Here is a 21220-nt window from a genome sequence, read left to right as displayed (position 1 = left end):
CAGACACCACAACCGCTCAAGCCTCGCCAGTGTCCTTGATCAAATGCGCCGCCAACGTGCGCAACGGCCCCAACTGTCGGCAGATCAACCCCAGTTGCGTCTGCACCAGACGCTGTCCTTCGTCGATTTCATCGGGCATCTGCTCAAGCTCGCTGGCCAAGGCTTCCTCTTCGTCGCTCTGGATCGCGATCGGCTGTTTACTCGCCAGGCCCTGGGCGATTTCGTCGATGCTCGCTGCCAGTTTCACCCCGGCACCGTCGATCAACTGTTCGCGCACTTGCGCCGGCAGTTCGGTGCCCCGGTGGGCGCCCAGGCCGGACAAGTAACTGAGCAGGGTGTGGGACAGCACCAGGAAGCGGAACCCCACATCGGCTTCCTTGCGGAAGTGCCCCGGCTCCATCAGCATGTTGGCCAGCGTGGTGGACAGCGCGGCATCGGCGTTGTGGGCGTTGCGCCGGGCCAGGCGGTAGGCCAGGTCGTCACTTTTGCCGGCGGCGTATTGCTGCATGATCTGGCGCAGGTAAATGCTGTTGCAGGTCAGCGTGTTGGCCAGCACTTTGTTCAGCCGCCGGCCTTGCCAGTCGGGCAGGAACAGGAACACCGCCAGCCCGGCGATCAGGCTGCCGAGCAAGGTGTCGAACAGCCGCGGCAGCAGCAAACCGTAACCGTCGCCCACCTGGTTGAAGCAGAACAGCACCATGACGGTGATCGCCGCCGTCGCCAGGGTGTAGCGGGTGGTGCGGTTGGTAAAGAACACCACCCCGGCGGCAATGGCGAAGCACGATTGCACCAGTGGATTGGGAAACAGGTCGAACAACGCCCAGGCCACCGTCAGGCCGATGGCGGTGCCGATGATCCGCTGGCCGAGCTTGCGCCGGGTGGCGCCGTAGCTGGGTTGGCACACGAACAGCGTGGTGAGGATGATCCAATAGCCCTGGGACGGGTGGATCATGTGCACCACGGCGTAACCCACGCTCAACGCCAGGGGCAGGCGCAGGGCATGGCGGAACAGCAGCGAAGTGGGCGTGAGCTGAGTGCGCAAGCGCAGCCAGACATCCTTGAGGTTGCGCGGCGAGCGGTCCAGCAGGCTGCTGTCGGTGGCGTCGGCCAGGGCGTCGGGGTTGCTCGCGTCGCTGAGCAGGCGGTCCATGGTGCCCAGGTTCGCCGCCAGCGCCCGTAACGAGCGCAGCAAGCCACGCCAGGCCGGGTTGCTCTGGATGCGCAAGTGCTCAAGGGACGCGTGCAGGTCGTTGAGGGCCTCGGCGAAGGTGTCGTCGTAGACGAACGGCTGGCGCAGTTGGATCGACTCGGCCAGCGCCTGGCAGGCCTTGCCTTGCTGGCGCAGCAGGCGCTGGCAGCGGAACAGCACGTCGCTGTGGAAGAAGGCCTCGGCCAGCGCGTTGTAGGGATAGTGGGAGGAGCTGGCGCGTTCGTGGATGTCCTGGGCCAGGAAGTACAGCTTCAGGTAGCGACTGACTTTCGAGCCCGGCCGGCCGTTGCCCACGCGGTGCAGGATGATTTCCTTGGCGCTGTTGAGCGCGGCGACCACCCGGCCATTCTGCTGGGCCAGTTCCAGGCGGCGGGCCTCGACGTCGAGTTGGCGGATCGGCTCCAGGAGCGACGATTTGAGTTTCAGGTAGCGTCCCAACTCGCGGAACAGTCGCGCCAGGCTTTGCTGCACCGGCTGGTTGGAAAACAGCGCCTGCCACAGCACCGAGAGCAGGCCGTACCACGTGGCGCCGGCCACCAGCAGCAGCGGCTCATGCCAGAAATCGGTGACCGCGCCACCGCGCTGGTCCACGCCGATCATGGTGTAGACCGAAAGGATCAGGGTGGCCGAGGCAATCGCGCCATAACGTTCACCCAGGGCCCCGAGCATGGTCAGGCCGAAGCTCGCCAGGGCCAGGGCGATGATGAACAGTACGGGATACGGGAACAGCAACTCCACCGACAACGCCGCAATGGTGAAGCACACCAGCGTTACGGCCAGCGCATTGAGGCGGCCCTGCCAACTGTCGTCGGTCTCGGCCAGGGCGCTGGAGATGATGCCCAGGAAGAGGGGAATCAGCAGCGCCATTTCGTCCAGGTACCAGCACAGCCCCATGCTGCCGGTCAGGGCGATGAACACCCGCACGCTATAACTGAACTTATCCAACGCCCAAAGGCGACGCAAAGACTGGCTAAACGAGTTCGATGACATGAAGTGCAAGGGCCTGACGGGCAATGACGCTAAATTGAGGCAGTAATGACGCCGACGCAATGGCGGCGATCACATCTGGCAGCAAAAAGTGTTCCGGCGCGTGTGAGTGCGATCCAGAAAACACCACTGGCCCCCTGTGGGAGCGAGCTTGCTCGCGATAGCGGCAGTCCTGTCACATTGATGTTGACTGAACCACCACAATCGCGAGCAAGCTCGCTCCCACAGGGTACTGCCACATTCAAATCGTGCCGGATCAGACGTACTGCGCCGCCGCATACCCCGAAGCCCACGCCCACTGGAAGTTGAACCCGCCCAGGTGCCCGGTGACGTCCAGCACTTCGCCGATGAAATACAGGCCGGGGCTTTTCAACGATTCCATGGTCTTGGACGAGACTTCCCGGGTGTCGACGCCGCCCAGGGTGACTTCGGCGGTGCGGTAGCCTTCGGTACCGGCGGGGACGACGTTCCAGCTCGCCAGTTTCTCGGCGATGTCCGCCAGCTCCCCGTGGGTGTACTGCTTCATGGGTTTGGACACGAACCAGGTGTCGGCCAGCAGGTTGGCCATCTTCTTGGTGAACAGCTCGCCCAACAGGGTCTTGAGTTCGCTGTTGGGGCGTTCGGCCTGTTGCTGTTGCAGCCATTGCGGCACGTCGTGATCGGGCAGCAGGTTGATCTGCACCGTGTCCCCCGGCTCCCAGAACGAGGAAATCTGCAGGATCGCCGGCCCGCTCAGGCCGCGATGGGTGAACAGGATGTTCTCGCGAAAACTCTGGTCGTTGCAGCTCACCAGGCAATCCACCGAGGTGCCCGACAGCTCGGTGCACAGCGCCTTGAGCTGATCGGTGATGGTGAACGGCACCAGCCCGGCACGGGTCGGCAGCAGTGCATGGCCAAACTGCTTCGCCACCTGATAACCGAAGCCGGTCGCCCCCAGGGTCGGGATCGACAGCCCGCCCGTGGCGATCACCAGGGATTGGCAGGCGAGGGCGCCGAGGGTGGTTTGCAGCAGGTAGCCGCCGTCGGTTTTTTCGATCTGGGTGATCGACGTGTCGAGGTGCAGGCTGACGCCGGCCTGGTCGCATTCATCCAGCAGCAGGCCGAGGATGTCGCTGGACTTGTTATCGCAGAACAACTGGCCGAGCTTTTTCTCGTGATAGGGCACGCCGTGCTTGGCCACCAGCGCGATGAAGTCCCACTGGGTGTAGCGGGCCAGGGCCGACTTGCAGAAGTGCGGGTTCTGCGACAGGAAGTTGCCCGGCTCGGTGTACATGTTGGTGAAATTGCAGCGCCCACCGCCGGACATGAGGATCTTCTTGCCGGCCTTGTTGGCGTGGTCCAGCAGCATCACCTGCCGCCCGCGCGCGGCCGCGGTCAACGCACACATCAACCCCGCGGCGCCAGCGCCAATGATCACGACTTCGGTAGAGCGCAAAACGGTGTCCTCTCGACTTTCTCGCATACTGAATGTGGGAGCGAGCTTGCTCGCGATGGCGGCGTGTCAGGCAGCATCAATGCCGCTGATCCACCGCTATCGCGAGCAAGCTCGCTCCCACAGTTTGATCTCTGTTGGGTTGCAGATCGCTTTACAGGATCCGCACCCGCAACGATCGCCCCTTGATCTTGCCATCGTTCAGGCGTTGCAGCGCCTGTTTGGCGATGCCGCGTTCCACGGCCACATAGGCCTGGAAATCGAAGATCGCGATCTTGCCGACTTGGGCGCCGGGGATGCCGGCCTCGCCGGTCAGGGCACCGAGGATGTCGCCGGGGCGGACCTTGTCCTTGCGCCCGGCGCCGATGCACAGGGTGCTCATGGCCGGCAGCAGCGGGCCGCCACCCTGGGGCTTGAGGTTGTCCAGTTGGTCCCAGCTCAGGGGCGACTTCTGCAGTTGCTCGATGGCCTGGGCGCGGTGGGCTTCGGACGGCGCCACCAGGCTGATGGCGATGCCTTTCTCACCGGCGCGACCGGTGCGGCCGACGCGGTGGATATGAATTTCCGAGTCCCGGGCCAGTTCGACGTTGATCACCATGTCCAGGGCATCGATGTCCAGGCCGCGGGCCGCCACGTCAGTCGCCACCAGCACCGAGGTGCTGCGGTTGGCGAACATCGCCAGCACCTGGTCGCGGTCGCGCTGTTCCAGGTCGCCGTGCAGGCCAACGGCGGAAATGCCCTTGGCGCTCAGGTGGTCGACGGTTTCCTGGACCTGCTGTTTGGTGAAGCAGAACGCCACGCACGAGGCCGGGCGGAAATGCGCCAGCACCTTGACCACCGCGTCCATGCGCTCCTCGGGGGAGATTTCATAGAAGCGCTGCTCGATCTGCGCGTCGGAGTGAAACGCCTCGGCTTTCACTTGCTGGGGGTTGCGCATGAACTTGGACGACAGTTGCTTGATGCCCACCGGGTAGGTGGCGGAGAACAGCAGCGTCTGGCGGCGTTCCGGGGTCTGCTGGATGATGTCTTCGATGGCGTCGTAGAAGCCCATGTCGAGCATGCGGTCGGCTTCGTCGAGGATCAGCGTGTTGAGGCCGTCGAGCACCAGCGAACCCTTGCGCAGGTGCTGTTGGATGCGTCCCGGCGTGCCGACGATGATGTGGGCGCCGTGTTCGAGGGAAGCGATCTGCGGGCCGAAGGACACGCCGCCGCACAGGGTCAGGACCTTGATGTTGTCTTCGGCGCGGGCCAGGCGACGGATTTCCTTGGCGACCTGGTCAGCCAGCTCGCGGGTCGGGCACATCACCAGCGCCTGGCAGCCGAAGAAACGTGGGTTGATCGGGTTCAGCAGGCCGATGCCGAAGGCGGCGGTCTTGCCGCTGCCGGTCTTGGCCTGGGCGATCAGGTCCATGCCCTTGAGGATCACCGGCAAGCTTTGCGCCTGGATCGGCGTCATCTGGGCATAACCGAGTGATTCGAGGTTAGCCAGCATGGCGGCGGACAGCGGCAAAGTATTAAAAGCGGTGGCAATGGTGGTCACGGGACTGGCCTGCAAAACAAAATGTCGCGCAGTGTAGCAGCCTCGTGCCACTTTCTTCGAAAGTTCTGGACGAACTGTGGTGGCGAGGGAGCTTGATCCCGCTGGGCTCTGTAGGAGCTGGCGAAGCCTGCGATCTTTTGATCTTGATCTTTGGCTCTCGATCCAATGGGCTGTGGAAAGATCGCAGCCTCGCTTCGCTCGACAGCTCCTACAGCGTTCGGTTTAATGCTCGATATGCTCATCGGGACGTTTCTGCCGCCGTCCATCCTGCTTGGACAACTGGGAAAAAATCGTCGCCGCCAGCATCGCCATGATCCCCACCGTCACGAATGTCAGCTGGAACGCGCCCAGCACCGTCTCCACCCCGTCGTTGCCCACCTGGGCGGTAAAGCCGCCGAGCAGGGCGCCGGCGCAGGCCACGCCGAGGCTCAGGGACAGTTGCGCCACCACCGACAACAGGCTGTTGCCGCTGCTGGCGCTGGCGTCGTCCAGGTCGATCAGGGTCACGGTGTTCATCGCAGTGAATTGCAGCGAGTTGATCGCCCCCAGCACCGCCAGTTGCGCCAGCAGCAGCCAGTACGGCGTCTGTTCGCTGACCAGGCCCATGCTCGCCAGCATCACGCCCAAGGCCACGGTGTTGCCGGTCAGGACGATGCGATAGCCCAGGCGTTCGATCAGCGGTCGGGCCACGGACTTGGCGACCATGGCTGCCGCCGCCAGGGGCAGCATGCTCATGCCGGCCTGGGACGGTGAATAGCCGAGGGCGACTTGCAGCAGCAACGGCACCAGGAACGGCAAGGCGCCGCTGCCCAGGCGCGCGAACAGGTTGCCGAGGATGCCCACCGCGAAGGTGCGGGTCTTGAACAACGACGGCGGGAACAGCGCGTTCTCGACATGCCCGGCCCGCAGCCAGTAGGCCGCCAGGCAGGCCATGCCGCCGAACAGCAGCAACATCACCCGCAGGTGCGGCAGGTGCAGCTCACCCAGGCCTTCCATGGCAATGGTGATCAGCACCATCGCCGCGCCGAACAGCAGGAACCCCAGGCCATCGAACCGGGTGCGCTCGCTGCCACGCAGGTCGGGAATGAACTTCCACACGGCATAACAACCGATCACGCCCACCGGCAGGTTGATGATGAAGATCCAGTGCCACGTCAGGTACTCGACCATCCAGCCGCCCATGGTCGGCCCGATCAGTGGGCCGAGCAGGCCGGGAATGGTGATGAAGCCCATGATCCGCACCAGTTCCGAGCGCGGATACGCCCGCAGCACCACCAGCCTGCCAACCGGCAGCATCAGCGCACCGCCCAGGCCCTGGATGACCCGGGCGCCGATCAGCATGCTCAATGAATTGGACAGGGCGCACAGCAGCGAGCCGAAGCTGAACAGCAGGATCGCCCCGAAGAAGATCTTCTTGGTGCCGAAACGGTCGGCGATCCAGCCTGAGGCCGGGATCAGCAACGCCACGGTGAGCATGTAGGCAATGATCACGCCCTGCATGCGCAGCGGGTTTTCCGCCAGGTCGCTGGCCATGGCGGGCAGGGCGGTGTTGAGGATGGTCCCGTCCAGGGATTGCATGAAGAAGGCAATCGCCACCACCCATGGAAGCCAGCGGGCGGTGACGGCGTCGAGCGGTGCGCGGTTGGGCATGGGACCTCTTGTATGGCGTGTTGATCAGGAACAGGTGCCGCTGTTGTGGCGAGGGGATTTATCCCCGCTGGGCTGCGAAGCAGCCCCAGAACTGTCGCCTCGGTGAGTCAGGCAGAACGCATTTACCCTTTGGGGGTCGCTTCGCAACCCAGCGGGGATAAATCCCCTCGCCACAGGTCCTGTGTTTGGTTGGTTACAGCGTCAAGGTCAACCGCTTGACCAGCGCCCCCGGCAACAACATCGAGGCCGTGGCCCGCTGGCTGTAGGTGCTGGCCGAGAGCAGAAGTTCCCGCTCTCGGGTCAGGCCTTCGAGTTGCGAGCCGAGCAGGCTGTAGACGCTGTCGTCGAAACGCATGGTACTGACCGGCGCCACGATCTGGCCGTTCTCGACCCAGAAGGTGGCGAAGCGGGTCATGCCGGTCAGGCGCGCCGCCGGTTGGTCCGAGTAGTTCAGGTACCAGAGGTTGCTGATGTACAGCCCGGTGCCGAGTGCTTCGAGGATGTGCCTTTGCTCCAGTTGTCCGCCCCGCATGTCCAGCGCCGTAGGGTATTCGTAGCTGCTGGCGCCGTTGGCCGCGAGGCCATATTCGGCGGCGCTGCGGGAGTTGACCAGTCGCGCATTGGCCGTGCCCTTGGCGATCAGCCCCAGGTCATCGCGAGGATAACCTTCGTCGGAAAACGCCGGGCTCAAGGAGCCGCTGACCTGCTCCGCCAGCCACACGTTGGGGCTGAAGTGGGCTTCGCCAGCGTAGAACTTCTGCAGCGGGCTTTGCTTGCTGGCGATTGCACGGGCCGAGAACCCGCCCCAACTGAGCATGCCCATGATCTCTTCCAGAGCGGCCGGTGCCAGGTAGGCGCGATATTCGCCGGGCGGTAACGTGCGCAGCGGGCGGCCGAGGAATGCCAGTTGCTCGCGGGCCTGTTCGAAGCGCCGGGCAAATCCGTCACTGCTCCATTCATGCCCGGCGTAGCTGGCTTTCACCGCCTGGCCATTGTCATGGAACAGGCTGAAATCGAAGTTGAAGCTGTTGGCCTGATGCCAGCCGAACGCCCCCGAAGAACTGGCGAAACCACGGCTGATGGGCCCGGCGGCGTAGAACCCCACCAGGTCCAGGCCTTCGGCGGCGCGGGTGATTTCGGTAATGGCCTGTTCCGTCTCGGGCAATGGATGGGCCTGCACATTGTTGCTCTGCCAGTGGCCGGGGTTGAGCAGCAGGTAGGGATCGCGGGGCAGCAACGGCAAGGTTTCGCGCAGTTGTCGCAGGCCTTCGGCCAGGCGTTGCAAGTCGGTCTCGGGGTCGCCGGACAAGGTGATCTGCAAATCGGCGTGGCGTCCGTCGTCGATCAGTTTGAAACTGACATTGGCTTGCTGCACCTGGCCGGCCTGACGGACCTTGCCATGGTTGAAACGGACGAAGGCTGAAGACTCGGCGGCGTAGCCGAGGGTGAACTGTTCAGGCGTATGCAGGGCTTCGCGCAGCCAGTCTACCAACGCCTTGAATGCCCCGGCCTGATTATTGACGGTGCTCATCAGGCATCTCCCCCGAACACATCGACGTTAGTGAACACGCAGGCTGGCGACGCATGGCCGACGCGGATGACCTGGTTCGGTTCGCCCTTGCCACAGTTCGGCGTGCCCAGGACCTGGAAGGTACTGGCATCGCCCACCGCGCGCAGGCTCTTCCAGAATTGCGCGGAAATGCCCCGGTAGTTGGGGTTCTTCACCACGCCCTTGAGCTCGCCGTTCTCGATCAACTGGCCCCACTCGCAGCCGAACTGGAATTTGTTGCGGGCGTCGTCGATGGACCAGGAGCGGTTGGTGCGCATCAGCACGCCATGTTCGGTGCCCTGGATCAGTTGCGCCAGGGACTGGTCGCCGGGTTCGATGTTCAGGTTCGCCATGCGGTCGATGGGTGGCCGATTCCAGCCGCAGGCGCGGCTGTTGGCGACACCGTCGAGGCCGGCGCGGAACTGCGACAGCGCGCCGCCCAGTGGACGCAGCAAAAGGCCTTCGCGAATCAGGAATTGTTTGCTGGCGGCGCTGCCGTCGTCGTCGTGGCTGTAGCTGGCCAGTTCTTCGGGAATGTTCGGGTCGAAGGTCACGTTCAACAGGCGGGAGCCGTATTGCAGATGGCCGAAATCGCTGGTCTTGACGAAGCTGGTGCCGGCGTAATTGCGCTCGTCTCCCAGGATGCGGTCCAGTTCCAGCGGATGGCCGATGGACTCGTGGATCTGCAGCATCATCTGGTCGGGCATCAGCAGCAGGTCGCGGGGGCCTTGCGGCGTGTTCGGCGCCATCAGCAACTGCAGGGCCTGGTCGGCGATTTTCGGCCCGGCCCCGATCAGGCCGCAGCGGCTGATCACATCGAAGCCGCCCTGCTGGCCGAAGTTTTCCCGGCCCAGGGTGCGGGTCTGGCTGTCGTGGCCGTCGAAGGCGGTGACTTCCAGGGCCGGGTAGATGAAGCGTTGGGCCTGGCGCAGTTCAGCGCCGGCACTGTTGAGGTAGATCTGTTCGACCTGGGTCAGGCCGATACTGGCCTGCCAATTCACCAGGCGCTCGTCCTGGGGCACCGCAGCCGATTCGTCGCCGAGCACCTGGTAGCAATCGCTCAGGGAGGGGAAAGCCTGGTCGAAATGCGGCGAGAAGTAATCGGCGCGGTCGCTGGATACGGCTTGTCCGCGCAGGTCGAGCAAGGCATGGGGCTTGAGCTGGCGAGCATGCTGTTCGGCGCGTTCCAGTGCCGCTTGCAGACCGGCCTGGGACAGGTCGTTGGTGGCGGCATACGCCTCGACACCGTTGACCCGCGCGGTGAGCATAGCACCTTCATCACGGTTCAGGCTGGGCGGTTCGGCGACATTCTTGCGCACCGACAAATGCTGGCCGGATTCGCGCACGTAACGCAGGGAAAAGAATTCAGCGCCCGTGCGCAAGGCAGCGAAACGCTGCTTGAGCTGGGGGTGGAAGTCGAACATGGAACCTCCTTGTCTGGAGCGAGGGTGCGGCGCATTGCGGTGATTTGACGCGGCGGCTCTAGATTAGGCCTGGGGTGGGGGTGGGATCAAGGTAGATGGGAATACTGATGTGTCAGGGCGGATGCTATCGCGAGCAAGCTCGCTCCCACAGGGGGGATCTTCAATGGTCACAAAAGGTGTGTCCGCTGCGGATCCCTGTGGGAGCGAGCTTGCTCGCGATGGCGGTCCTGAGTCTTACTGAGCCATTGGCCCCACTTCGCGCAGGGGCTTGCCGCGCACCGGCGCGTCGCCAGCCACGTAGTACGGGGCGGTGCTGCGTGGCAGGGGCTTGCGACCACGGATCTTGTCGGCGATTTTCTCGGCGATCATGATCGTCGGCGCGTTCAGGTTGCCGGTGGTGATGATCGGCATGATCGAGGCATCCACCACGCGCAGCCCTTGCATGCCATGCACGCGACCTTCGCCGTCCACCACGGCCATGTCGTCGGTGCCCATCTTGCACGAGCAGGACGGGTGGAACGCGGTTTCGGCGTGTTCGCGGATGAACTGGTCCAGTTGCGCGTCCGTCTGCACCTCGATGCCCGGACTGATCTCGCGACCCCGGAACGGATCGAGTGCCGGTTGCTGCATGATCTCGCGGGTCAGGCGGATGCCGTCGCGAAACTCCTGCCAGTCCTGCTCGGTCGCCATGTAGTTGAACAGAATGCTCGGGTGCTGGCGCGGGTCCTTGGACTTGGCCTGGATCCGGCCGCGGCTCGGCGAGCGCATGGAGCCCATGTGCGCCTGGAAGCCGTGTTCCTTCACCCCGTTGCTGCCGTTGTAGTTAATCGCCACCGGCAGGAAGTGGTACTGGATGTTGGGCCAATCGAATTCCGGGCGGGTGCGGATGAAGCCGCCGGCCTCGAACTGGTTGCTGGCGCCGATACCGGTGCCGTTGAACAGCCATTCGGCACCGATGGCCGGCTGGTTGTACCAGAGCAGCGACGGGTACAGCGAGACCGGTTGGGTGCAGGCGTATTGCAGGTACAGCTCCAGGTGATCCTGCAGGTTCTCACCGACCCCCGGCAGGTCATGCACCACCGGAATGTCGAGGCTTTCCAGCAATTGCGCCGGGCCGACGCCGGAGCGTTGCAGGATCTGTGGCGAGGCGATGGCGCCGGAGCACAGCAGCACTTCCTTGCGTGCCCGGGCTTCGACACGCTCTTCAGCGGCGCCCACCAGGTAACGCACGCCGACCGCACACTTGCCTTCGAAGATGATCTTGTCGGTCAGGGCGTGGGTGACGATGGTCAGGGTCGAGCGCTTCTTGGCGATGTCCAGGTAGCCGCGCGCGGTGCTGGCCCGACGGCCGTTGGGCGTGACGGTACGGTCCATCGGGCCGAAACCTTCCTGCTGGTAGCCGTTGAGGTCTTCGGTACGCGGGTAACCGGCCTGCACGCCGGCTTCGACCATGGCGTGGAACAACGGGTTGTTGCCGGCCTTGGGCGTGGTCACGCTGACCGGGCCGTCGCCGCCGTGGTAGTCGTTCGGGCCGATGTCCCGGGTCTCGGCTTTTCTGAAGTAGGGCAGGCAGTCCAGGTACGTCCAGTCCTCGAGGCCAGGCAGTTTTGCCCAGTTGTCATAGTCCAGGGCGTTGCCGCGGATGTAGCACATGCCGTTGATCAGCGAAGAACCGCCCAGGCCCTTGCCGCGACCGCATTCCATGCGGCGGCCGTTCATGTGCGGCTCCGGGTCGGTCTCGTAGGCCCAGTTGTAGCGCCGGCCTTGCAGCGGGAATGCCAGGGCGGCAGGCATTTGCGTGCGAAAGTCCAGGCGATAGTCCGGGCCGCCGGCTTCGAGCAGCAGGACGGTGACGCCCTCGTCTTCGGTCAGGCGGGTGGCCAGGGTGTTACCGGCCGAGCCGGCACCGATGATGATGTAATCGAATTCTTGGGACATGAAATGCACCCTCTTTTTGAATTGGGTTCAGGTCGCGGTTGCCTTGACGCCGCAGAACCTGTGGCGAGGGGATTTATCCCCGTTCGGCTGCGCAGCAGTCGTAAATCAGCGACTGGGTTTGTCTGAAGAATGGGGGGCCTTGGGGAGGGGCTGCTACGCAGCCCCACGGGGATAAATCCCCTCGCCACAACAGCGTTCACTCAAGGCCTCATGTCCAATCAGAACACCGACGCGTAATCGCCCAGTTCGACCTGTACCGATTTGATGCGGGTGAAGTTGTTCAGCGAACTGATGCCGTTCTCACGGCCCACGCCCGATTGCTTGTAGCCGCCCACCGGCATTTCAGCCGCCGATTCGCCCCAGGCGTTGATCCAGCAGATGCCGGCTTCAAGCTGGTGGATCACGCGGTGGGCGCGGTTCAGGTCGCGGGTCACGACGCCGGCGGCCAGGCCGAAATCGGTGTCGTTGGCGCGGCGGATCACTTCTTCTTCGGTGTCATAGGTGAGGATGCTCATCACCGGGCCGAAGATTTCCTCGCGCACGATGGTCATCTCATCGGTGCAGTCGGTGAACACGGTCGGGGCGACGAACGCGCCCTTGGCGAATTCGCCTTCAGTCAGGCGACCGCCGCCGCATAGCAGGCGCGCGCCTTCGGCTTTGCCTTTCTCGATGTAGCCCAGCACGCTTTCCATGTGGGCGAAGCTCACCAGCGGGCCGAAATTGGTGTTTTCATCCTCTGGGTTGCCAACGCGGATGCGTGCCACACGCTCGGCGATCTTGGCTTCGAAGGCGGCCTTGAGGTGGCTCGGTACGAACACGCGAGTGCCGTTGGTGCAGACCTGGCCGGAGCTGTAGAAGTTGGCCATCATCGCGGTGTCGGCGGCGCGATCCAGGTCGGCGTCGTCGAAGATGATCAGCGGCGACTTGCCGCCCAGTTCCATGGTCACGTCCTTGAGCGAAGAACTCGAGGCGCTGGCCATGACTTTCTTGCCGGTGTCGGTGCCGCCGGTGAAGGAGATTTTCTCGATGCGCGGGTGCTCGGTCAGCCAGGTGCCGACTTCACGGCCGCTGCCGGTCAAGACGTTGAACACACCCGCTGGAACGCCGGCTTCGGTGTAGATCTCGGCCAGTTTCAGGGTGGTGAGCGAGGTGACTTCGCTCGGCTTGAAGATCATTGCGTTGCCAGCCGCCAGGGCCGGGGCGGATTTCCACAGGGCGATCTGGATCGGGTAGTTCCACGCGCCGATACCGGCCACCACGCCCAGGGGCTCGCGACGGGTGTAGACGAATGAAGTGGTGCGCAGCGGAACCTGCTCGCCTTCGATGGCAGGCACCAGGCCGGCGTAGTATTCCAGCACGTCGGCGCCGGTGACGATGTCGACGTAGCGGGTTTCGGAGTAGGCCTTGCCGGTGTCCAGGGTTTCCAGGGCGGCCAGTTCATCGTTGCGCTCGCGCAGGATGTCCACGGCGCGGCGCAGGATGCGCGAACGCTGCATGGCGGTCATGGCCGCCCAGACTTTCTGGCCCTTTTCGGCGCTGACCACGGCGCGCTCCACGTCCTCGAACGTTGCGCGCTGCACCAGGGCGAGTACTTCACCGTTGGCCGGGTTGATGGCTTCGAAAGTGGCGTCGCCGCTGGCATCGCTGTACGCGCCATCGATGTAGAGTTTTTGCAGTTCGAAACGGGCCATAAAGTCCTCGCAAGTGCATGAGTGGTTGGCTGGCCACCGAGCGTGTCGTTCATAGCTGACTACGCGCTGCGGTGACGGTTCAGGAGTCGAGCGGTTCTGTGTGCTCTGGCGCCCCTGCCTTGGCCAGTTGGAAATCCATGTATTCGTAAGCGATCTGGTGCGCCTGGGCGGTATCGAACGCGTCTCCCGACAGCGCTCCGCGCAGCCACAAACCGTCAATCAACGCGGCCAGGCCCCGTGCCGCGCTGCGTGCCTGATCGACGGGCAACACGCGGCGGAACTGGCAGCACAGGTTGGAATACAGACGGTGATCGTTGATCCGCTGCAACCTGTGCAAAGACGGGTGGTGCATGCTGGTGGCCCAGAAGGCCAGCCAGGTTTTCATTGCCGGGCCATTGACCTGGCTGGCGTCGAAGTTGCCTTCGATGATCACCTTGAGGTGAGCCCGCGGGCTGGTGTCCTCCAGTGCCTGGCGGCGTGCGGTGACGTTTTCGCTCAGGACAGTCATCAGGTACTGGGCCGTGGCCGCGATCAGGCCGTTCTTGTCCTGAAAGTAGTGACTGATGATGCCGTTGGAGACACCAGCCAGACGGGCGATCAGCGCAATGCTGGCGTCCCCCATCCCGACCTGATCGACCGCTTGCAACGTGGCTTCGATCAATTGTTGGCGGCGGATGGGTTGCATACCGACCTTGGGCATCTAGCACATCTCCTTAGGCCTGCAGGCGGACGAGTGCAGTCCGTCATGGCGAGGGCCAGTCTATTTTGTTTTTATTGAACGTTCAATCAACAAAAACAAAGTTCTATGACAAGTCGTCGCTGTTTGTCGGATTTCCACGTGTAAAGGGCGCTTGAAGGCACATGGAAACCCGCCGCGCAGGGGCGAGGACTTTTTCGGGATGTCTTTATAACACTCGTCGGTCGGTGTGAAGGCCTGGCGCCGATTGATAGCTGGAATACTGTTGTGGCGAGGGGATTTATCCCCGTTGGGCTGCGAAGCAGCCCCATAGCCAGGTGTCTCGGTGTGTCAGATGGAATGAGTCCGCAGTTTTTGGGGCTGCTGCGCAGCCCAGCGGGGATAAATCCCCTCGCCACAGTTGTTTGCATTCCAGGTCAAGCTTGTCAGCAGTCAGCAGTCAGCAGTCAGCAGTGCACAAACAAAAACGCCGCGATCATCTCGCGGCGTTTGTGTGCGTGGGCTCAGCCCAGGTTCTTGCCGAGCAGTGCGTGGTACAGCTCGCTGTCGCCCAGGATCCCGACGACTTTCTGGTTATCGTGGAGCACCAGTTTGTTGCCGGTCTGGTAGCGGATCTGCAACGCGTCGCGCATGCCGATGTTGGAATCCACCAGGGTCGGACGCCGGCCCAGCTCTTCCACCGACTGGCCCGGTGCCCAGTTTTGCAGGTCCAGGACCGCGCCGTTCTGCCGGGCGCCCTTGATGGTGTTGCCTTCGGCCAAGTCGAGCCAGGAGTCGCCGCCCGGATCCAGGCAGACCGAACCGTTGATGCGCTTGCAGTTGTCCAGGGTGCGCATCAGGCTGCGACCGCAGAGCACGTTGAGCGGGTTGGTATGGGCGACGAACGTACGCACATAGTCGTCCGCCGGGTTGAGCACGATCTCTTCGGGCTTGCTGTACTGGATGATCTTGCCGTCTTTCATGATGGCGATCCGCGTGCCCAGCTTCAGGGCTTCGTCCAGGTCATGGCTGACGAACACGATGGTCTTTTGCAGTTTGCGCTGCAGTTCCAGCAGTTCGTCCTGCAGGCCTTGGCGGATCAGCGGGTCGAGGGCCGAAAACGGTTCGTCCATCAGCAGGATGTCGGCGTCCATCGCCAGGGCGCGGGCCAGGCCGACCCGTTGCTGCATGCCGCCGGACAGCTCGTCGGGTTTCTTGTTGCGCCACTGGGTCAGGCCCACCAACTCGAGTTTTTCATCCACCAGCTTGCGCCGTTCCTTCTCGGGACGGCCCTGCATTTCCAGGCCGAAGCTGATGTTCTCGCGCACCGTCAGCCAGGGCATCAGGGCGAACTTCTGGAACACCATGGCGATGCGCTTGGTGCGCATCATCTTCAGTTCGGCGGGGGAGCAGGAGGCGATGTCGATCTGCCGTCCTTCATGCTCGACGAACAACTTGCCACGACTGACGGTGTTCAAGCCGTTGATGCAGCGCAGCAGGCTGGATTTGCCTGAGCCGGAAAGGCCCATCAAGACGCAGATCTCCCCCTTCTCGATGGACAGGCTGGCTTTTTCCACGCCGACGATCAGGCCGGTCTGCTGCAGGATCTCGGGGCGCGAAAAACCCTTGTCCAGCAGGTCCAGCGCGGCCTTGGGGCGGTTGGAGAAAATAACATCGACGTCTTCGAAACGAATGATGCTCATGCGTCACCCCCTACTTTAGCGTCGGGTTGTTTGCAGATTCGGTCGAGCATGATCGCCAGCAATACGATCGCCAGGCCGGCTTCGAAGCCCAGGGCGATATCGGCGGTGTTCAGTGCGTTGACCACGGGTTTGCCCAGGCCATCGGCACCCACCAGCGCGGCGATCACCACCATCGACAACGACAGCATGATGCACTGGGTGATACCGGCCGCGATGCTTGGCATCGCATGGGGCAGTTCGATACGCGACAGGAGTTGGCGGCGGGAGCAGCCGAAGGCTTTGCCGGCGTCCATCAGTTCGTCCGGAACGTCGCGGATGCCCAGGTAGGTCAGGCGGATGGGCGCGGCAATCGCGAACACCACCGTGGAGATCAGGCCCGGGACCACACCCAGACCGAAAAGGGTCAGGGTAGGAATGAGGTAGACGAAGGTCGGTACGGTCTGCATCAGATCGAGTACCGGCCGCATCAGGGTATAGAACATCGGCTTGTGCGCGGCAACAATGCCCAGCGGCACACCGATCAGCACACAGACCAGGGTCGCGAACAGCACCTGGGCCAGGGTTTCCATGGTCTCTTGCCAGTAACCCAGGTTGAGAATCAGCAGGAAGGACGCGATGACGAATACGGTCAGGCCCCATTTGCGCTGGATGAAGTGCGCCAATAGCGCGATGAGGCCGATCAGGGCCAGGGGGTTGAACCAGGTCAGCGCAAACGTCACGCCGTGAATCATCGTTTCCAGAAACAGCGCGATTGCGTCGAATGTGCTGGCGCCGTTTTGCGTCAACCATTCGACAAAGCCCGCGATGTACTGGCCCAAGGGTATTTTCTGATCAATAAGCATGGTAGTGAACGTCCGCATGCAAGGGAATAAACAGCCCGGGCGAGCGAACTCGCCCGGCATAACATAGGCAGTTATTGCACAAGCTTGGCTTTCACGGCTTCCAGGCCAGGTTTACCGTCAATGGTGGTCACGCCAGCGAGCCAGGTATCGAGTACCTGTGGGTTTTTCTTCAGCCAGGCCTTGGCCGCGGCCTCAGGTTTCATCTTGTCGTCGAGCACGTTGCCCATCAGCTGGCTTTCCATGTCGACGGTGAACTCCAGGTTTTTCAACAGTTGTCCAACGTTGCTGCATTCCTGGCTGTAGCCCTTGCGGGTGTTGGTCGCCACGGTAGCGGCACCGAAGTCGGGGCCGAAGAAGTCGTCGCCGCCGGTCAGGTACTGGATCTTGAAACGCGTGTTCATCGGGTGTGGCGCCCAGCCGAGGAACACCACGTCGGTGCCACGCTTGGAGGCGCGGTCGACCTGCGAGAGCATGCCCGCTTCACTCGACTCGACGACTTTGAAGCCGGCGTCCTTCAGGCCGAAGGCGTTCTTTTCGATCATGCTCTGGATCAGGCGGTTGCCGTCGTTGCCCGGCTCGATGCCGTAGATCTTGCCGTCCAGCTCTTTCTTGAATTTGGGGATGTCGGCGAAGTCATGCAGACCTTTGTCATACAGGGCCTGGGGTACGGCGAGGGTGTATTTGGCGCCCTTGAGGTTGGTGCGCACGGTTTCCACGGTGCCGGCTTCGCGGTAGGCCTTGATGTCGTTTTCCATGGTCGGCATCCAGTTGCCGAGGAATACATCCATGTTCTTGCCATCGGCCAGGGACTTGTAGGTCACCGGCACGGAAATCATGGTGGTCTTGGTCTTGTAGCCCAGCGCGTCCAGCACCACGCTGGTGGTCGCCGTGGTCACGGTAATGTCGGTCCAGCCGACATCGGAGAAGTTGACGGTGCTGCACTTTTCGGGTTCTGCAGCGTTGGCCAGCATCGGAAGACTCAGCATGGCGGCCAACAACAACGGCTTGGAACCTTTCATGGGTGGACTCCTGGTGTTTTATCGGCGGTGTCCGGTCAGGACAACCACGCTTAATTGGATGTTGCGGTTGGTGGCGCGTGGGCACTCTCTGACACGCGGCCTTGCAAACGAGCCGTAACCGATCATGTACCAGTGCAAATCTGACGCCTACAGGGTGAGTCGTATCCAGTACAGGGATGGTCGCATCCAGTGTCGGTGACGTCGTTTACAGATTTTTTCCGCCCCTGACGGGCCTCTGACACGCAGAAAAACGCCGCAGAACCGGGGTCAGGGACGGGCGGCGCTGGTGGGCATGATTGCGTCGGTGTCAGACGTCGGGCGCCAAGGCAAAAACCGGATGATGCGGCCATCCCGGCGTTGAGCGTAGCAGCTCCGTCACCGGACGCTCCTGCGCCCGGATGTGCCTGTTCTGGAGGTTATCGGCAATGGCAATCAGCGTTTTCGACTTGTTCAAAATCGGTATCGGCCCGTCCAGTTCCCACACCGTGGGCCCCATGCGTGCCGCGGCGCTGTTCGTTGAAGCGCTCAAGGCAAAGGCCCTGCTCAATGATGTGCGCCGGGTCGAGGTGCAATTGTTCGGTTCGCTGTCGGCCACCGGCATCGGCCACGGCAGCGACAACGCCGTGATCATGGGCCTGATGGGGGAGTGGCCGGACGCAATCGACCCGTCGCAGATCGGCCCGCGCATCGAGCTGCTGCGTGAAACCCAGACCCTGCTGCTCGACGGTCGCCTGCCGCTGCCGTTCGTATGGTCCCGGGACATGCGCCTGATCGACGAGAACCTGCCATTCCATCCCAATGCGATGACGCTGGTGGCCGAGGGCGCCGACGGTGAGCTGCACCGTGACACTTATTACTCGGTCGGCGGTGGCTTTGTCGTCGATCAGGCCCAGGCCTCCAGTGGCGTGGTGGATCTGGACAGCACTGAGCTGCCTTACGATTTCTCCAGCGCCGAAGAATTGCTTGAGCTGTGCCGTACCCACAACTTGCGGGTAGCCGAGTTGATGCTGGCCAACGAAAAGGTCTGGCGGTCCGAAGACGAGATCCGCAGTGGCCTGATGAAACTGTGGCGGGCCATGCAGGATTGCGTCGAGCAGGGCCTCAAGCACGAAGGCATCCTGCCGGGCGGTTTGAATGTGCGCCGGCGGGCGGCCAAGTTGCACCGCAGCCTGCAAGAGCTGAACAAGCCCAATGTCATCGGCTCGACCCTCAGCGCCATGGAGTGGGTCAACCTGTTCGCCTTGGCGGTCAACGAGGAGAACGCGGCCGGCGGCCGCATGGTCACGGCGCCGACCAACGGTGCGGCGGGAATCATCCCGGCGGTGCTGCACTACTTCATGAAATTCAGCGAAGCGGTCACCGACGCCAACGTCGTGGATTATTTCCTCGCCGCGGCGGCCATCGGGATCCTGTGCAAAAAGAACGCATCGATCTCCGGCGCCGAAGTCGGTTGCCAGGGCGAGGTGGGATCGGCTTGCGCCATGGCGGCGGCGGGCCTGGCGGAAATCCTCGGGGCCACGCCGGAGCAACTGTGCAACGCGGCGGAAATCGGCCTGGAACACAACCTCGGCCTGACCTGCGACCCGGTGGGCGGCCTGGTGCAGGTGCCGTGCATCGAGCGCAACGCGATCGCCGCGGTCAAGGCCATCAATGCCGCGCAAATGGCCCTGCGCGGGGATGGCCAGCATTTCATCTCCCTGGACCGGGTGATCCGCACCATGCGTGATACCGGTGCCGACATGCATGACAAGTATAAAGAGACCTCGCGCGGTGGTTTGGCGGTCAGTGCGGTGGAGTGCTGACCTGAGGTTGCAGATTTATTGTGGCGAGGGGATTTATCCCCGCTGGGCCGCGCAGCGGCCCCCTACGTTCTTTCTGATACACCGAGGTGTTTGAGGTTAGGGCTGCTTCGCAGCCCAGCGGGATAAATCCCCTCGCCACAAGGACCTCAAGTTGCTCACAAAATGCACACCCATCCTGAAACACGCCACCTTTTAGCGCGTCGCAAACAGACAAGGCGCCTGTTGCCGGGCCAACCGCTCAATCGCGCTCGACCGTCCGTCACCCGCACCTGTGGTGCTACTCCTTGCGCAAGCCGCGCAGCCCAGTTCCCACAAGTGCTACCGAACTGCTCACAGCCTTCTGTAAGCGGTACCTGCAGCCATTGACGGCACCTAAAACCCGGACGCGATGCACGCCTTATATAGACGGGCCGCGATGTCGTTTTCAGGATTTATTGAACACACATTCAATTTTAGGCATGGCAATTGCTCTATCCCGATAAAGCCCTGTCTCGCGCAAGAGAACGTGGCAATAACAAGAGCCTCCGCCTGAGGCCATCACCCGCTTTGTGTGAGGAGATACCGCGATGACGACGTCCAACTCCGGGGCCCAACCCCAGAACCGTGCGCCTCAATCCATCGGCTTTTTGCTGCTGGACAATTTCACGCTGATTTCCCTGGCGTCCGCGGTGGAACCGCTACGCATGGCCAACCAGCTATCCGGTCGCGAGCTGTATCGCTGGACCACCCTCACGGTCGATGGCGGCCAGGTCTGGGCCAGCGACGGTTTGCAGATCACCCCCGACGCCTCCATGCACAAGGCGCCACCCCTGGACACCGTCATTGTCTGTGGTGGCATTGGCATCCAGCGCACCGTGACCCGTGAACACGTGTCGTGGTTGCAGAGCCAGGCCCGCCAGTCCCGTCGCCTCGGCGCGGTCTGCACCGGCAGTTGGGCCCTGGCCTGCGCCGGCCTGTTGGACGGTTTCGATTGCAGCGTGCACTGGGAATGCCTGGCGGCGATGCAGGAAGCGTTCCCGCGGGTATCGATGAGCACCCGCCTGTTTACCCTCGACCGCAACCGCTTCACCAGTTCCGGTGGCACCGCGCCGCTGGACATGATGTTGCACCTGATCAGTCGCGATCACGGTCGCGAGCTGTCGGCGGCGATCTCTGAAATGTTTGTCTACGAGCGTATCCGCAACGAGCAGGATCACCAGCGTGTGCCGCTCAAGCACATGCTTGGCACCAACCAGCCGAAGTTGCAGGAAATCGTGGCGTTGATGGAAGCCAACCTCGAAGAGCCGATCGACCTGGACGAACTGGCGGTGTACGTCGCCGTGTCCCGGCGTCAGCTGGAGCGGTTGTTCCAGAAATACCTGCACTGCTCACCGTCGCGCTACTACCTCAAGCTGCGGCTCATTCGTGCGCGGCAACTGCTCAAGCAGACGCCGATGTCGATCATCGAGGTGGCCTCGGTGTGCGGCTTCGTTTCCACCCCGCACTTCTCCAAGTGCTACCGCGAATACTTCGGCATTCCGCCGCGGGACGAGCGCGTCGGTTCCAATACCACGCAACAGGTGGCGATGATGCCGCTGCCGCAGGCGTTGGTGCTGTCGCCATTGTCCGGGCCGCTGTCGGCGCTGAGCCAGGCGCGTAATGAATCGACGTTTGCCAGTGTGAGGCTCTAGAAGGGAGCTTGCCCCCGCTGGGCCTGCTGGCGCTGTGTAGGAGCTGCCGAGCGAAGCGAGGCTGCGATCTTTCTCCAGACATTTGAG

General features: G+C 62.9%; 14 protein-coding genes. 2 read left to right on the top strand and 12 right to left on the bottom strand.

Annotation, left to right across the window (positions count from 1 at the left end):
* Positions 1-16: 16 nt before the first annotated feature.
* The 12 genes from yccS to BLU85_RS20355 all read right to left on the bottom strand — a co-directional run bounded on the left by yccS (position 17) and on the right by BLU85_RS20355 (position 17661).
* Positions 17-2200, bottom strand: a complete 2184-nt coding sequence (gene yccS / locus BLU85_RS20415; protein ID WP_092202836.1) for a YccS family putative transporter — start codon at positions 2198-2200, stop codon at positions 17-19.
* A gap of 253 nt (positions 2201-2453) precedes the next feature.
* Positions 2454-3632 carry a BaiN/RdsA family NAD(P)/FAD-dependent oxidoreductase gene (locus BLU85_RS20405; protein ID WP_092202832.1) on the bottom strand — a complete coding sequence of 393 codons (1179 nt, stop codon included), beginning with the start codon at positions 3630-3632 and terminating at the stop codon, positions 2454-2456.
* A 151-nt stretch (positions 3633-3783) separates the two neighbouring features.
* Positions 3784-5121 (bottom strand): ATP-dependent RNA helicase DbpA, encoded by a 1338-nt coding sequence (gene dbpA, locus BLU85_RS20400; RefSeq protein ID WP_237140825.1) that lies wholly within the window; start codon positions 5119-5121, stop codon positions 3784-3786.
* A gap of 270 nt (positions 5122-5391) precedes the next feature.
* Complete coding sequence (gene mdtD, locus BLU85_RS20395; protein ID WP_092202830.1) at positions 5392-6819, bottom strand: multidrug transporter subunit MdtD; 1428 nt, start codon at positions 6817-6819, stop codon at positions 5392-5394.
* Between the two features lie 193 nt (positions 6820-7012).
* On the bottom strand, positions 7013-8350 hold the full coding sequence (locus BLU85_RS20390; protein WP_092202828.1) for a TldD/PmbA family protein: 1338 nt from the start codon (positions 8348-8350) through the stop codon (positions 7013-7015).
* Complete coding sequence (locus tag BLU85_RS20385; RefSeq protein WP_092202826.1) at positions 8350-9792, bottom strand: TldD/PmbA family protein; 1443 nt, start codon at positions 9790-9792, stop codon at positions 8350-8352. The genes BLU85_RS20390 and BLU85_RS20385 overlap by 1 nt, the downstream gene beginning before the upstream one ends.
* Before the next feature lie 234 nt (positions 9793-10026).
* On the bottom strand, positions 10027-11730 hold the full coding sequence (gene betA, locus BLU85_RS20380) for a choline dehydrogenase (protein WP_092202824.1): 1704 nt from the start codon (positions 11728-11730) through the stop codon (positions 10027-10029).
* A gap of 218 nt (positions 11731-11948) precedes the next feature.
* Entirely contained in the window at positions 11949-13421 is a 1473-nt protein-coding gene (gene betB / locus BLU85_RS20375; protein WP_092175129.1) for a betaine-aldehyde dehydrogenase, read from the bottom strand.
* 79 nt (positions 13422-13500) lie between these two features.
* The gene (betI, locus tag BLU85_RS20370; protein WP_014340607.1) at positions 13501-14121 is read right to left on the bottom strand and encodes a transcriptional regulator BetI; all 621 of its coding nucleotides are present in this window, start codon (positions 14119-14121) and stop codon (positions 13501-13503) included.
* 500 nt (positions 14122-14621) lie between these two features.
* On the bottom strand, positions 14622-15800 hold the full coding sequence (gene choV / locus BLU85_RS20365) for a choline ABC transporter ATP-binding protein (RefSeq protein ID WP_060740268.1): 1179 nt from the start codon (positions 15798-15800) through the stop codon (positions 14622-14624).
* Positions 15797-16642, bottom strand: a complete 846-nt coding sequence (gene choW / locus BLU85_RS20360; RefSeq protein ID WP_092202822.1) for a choline ABC transporter permease subunit — start codon at positions 16640-16642, stop codon at positions 15797-15799. Before choW ends, choV begins: the two co-directional genes overlap by 4 nt.
* A 71-nt stretch (positions 16643-16713) precedes the next feature.
* A complete protein-coding gene (locus BLU85_RS20355; RefSeq protein ID WP_092202820.1) occupies positions 16714-17661 on the bottom strand; it encodes a choline ABC transporter substrate-binding protein in 948 nt (315 codons plus the stop codon).
* 425 nt (positions 17662-18086) lie between these two features.
* Here BLU85_RS20355 and BLU85_RS20350 point away from each other — a divergent pair, with 425 nt between their 5' ends.
* Both BLU85_RS20350 and BLU85_RS20345 read left to right on the top strand, forming a co-directional pair.
* Entirely contained in the window at positions 18087-19463 is a 1377-nt protein-coding gene (locus BLU85_RS20350; RefSeq protein ID WP_092202818.1) for an L-serine ammonia-lyase, read from the top strand.
* 566 nt (positions 19464-20029) lie between these two features.
* Complete coding sequence (locus BLU85_RS20345; RefSeq protein ID WP_060740272.1) at positions 20030-21133, top strand: choline metabolism transcriptional regulator GbdR; 1104 nt, start codon at positions 20030-20032, stop codon at positions 21131-21133.
* The last annotated feature ends 87 nt before the right edge of the window (positions 21134-21220 follow it).

Source organism: Pseudomonas sp. NFACC14 (assembly GCF_900106885.1).
Taxonomy (GTDB): domain Bacteria; phylum Pseudomonadota; class Gammaproteobacteria; order Pseudomonadales; family Pseudomonadaceae; genus Aquipseudomonas; species Aquipseudomonas fluorescens_AA.
This window is presented reverse-complemented; position numbering and strand designations above follow the sequence as displayed.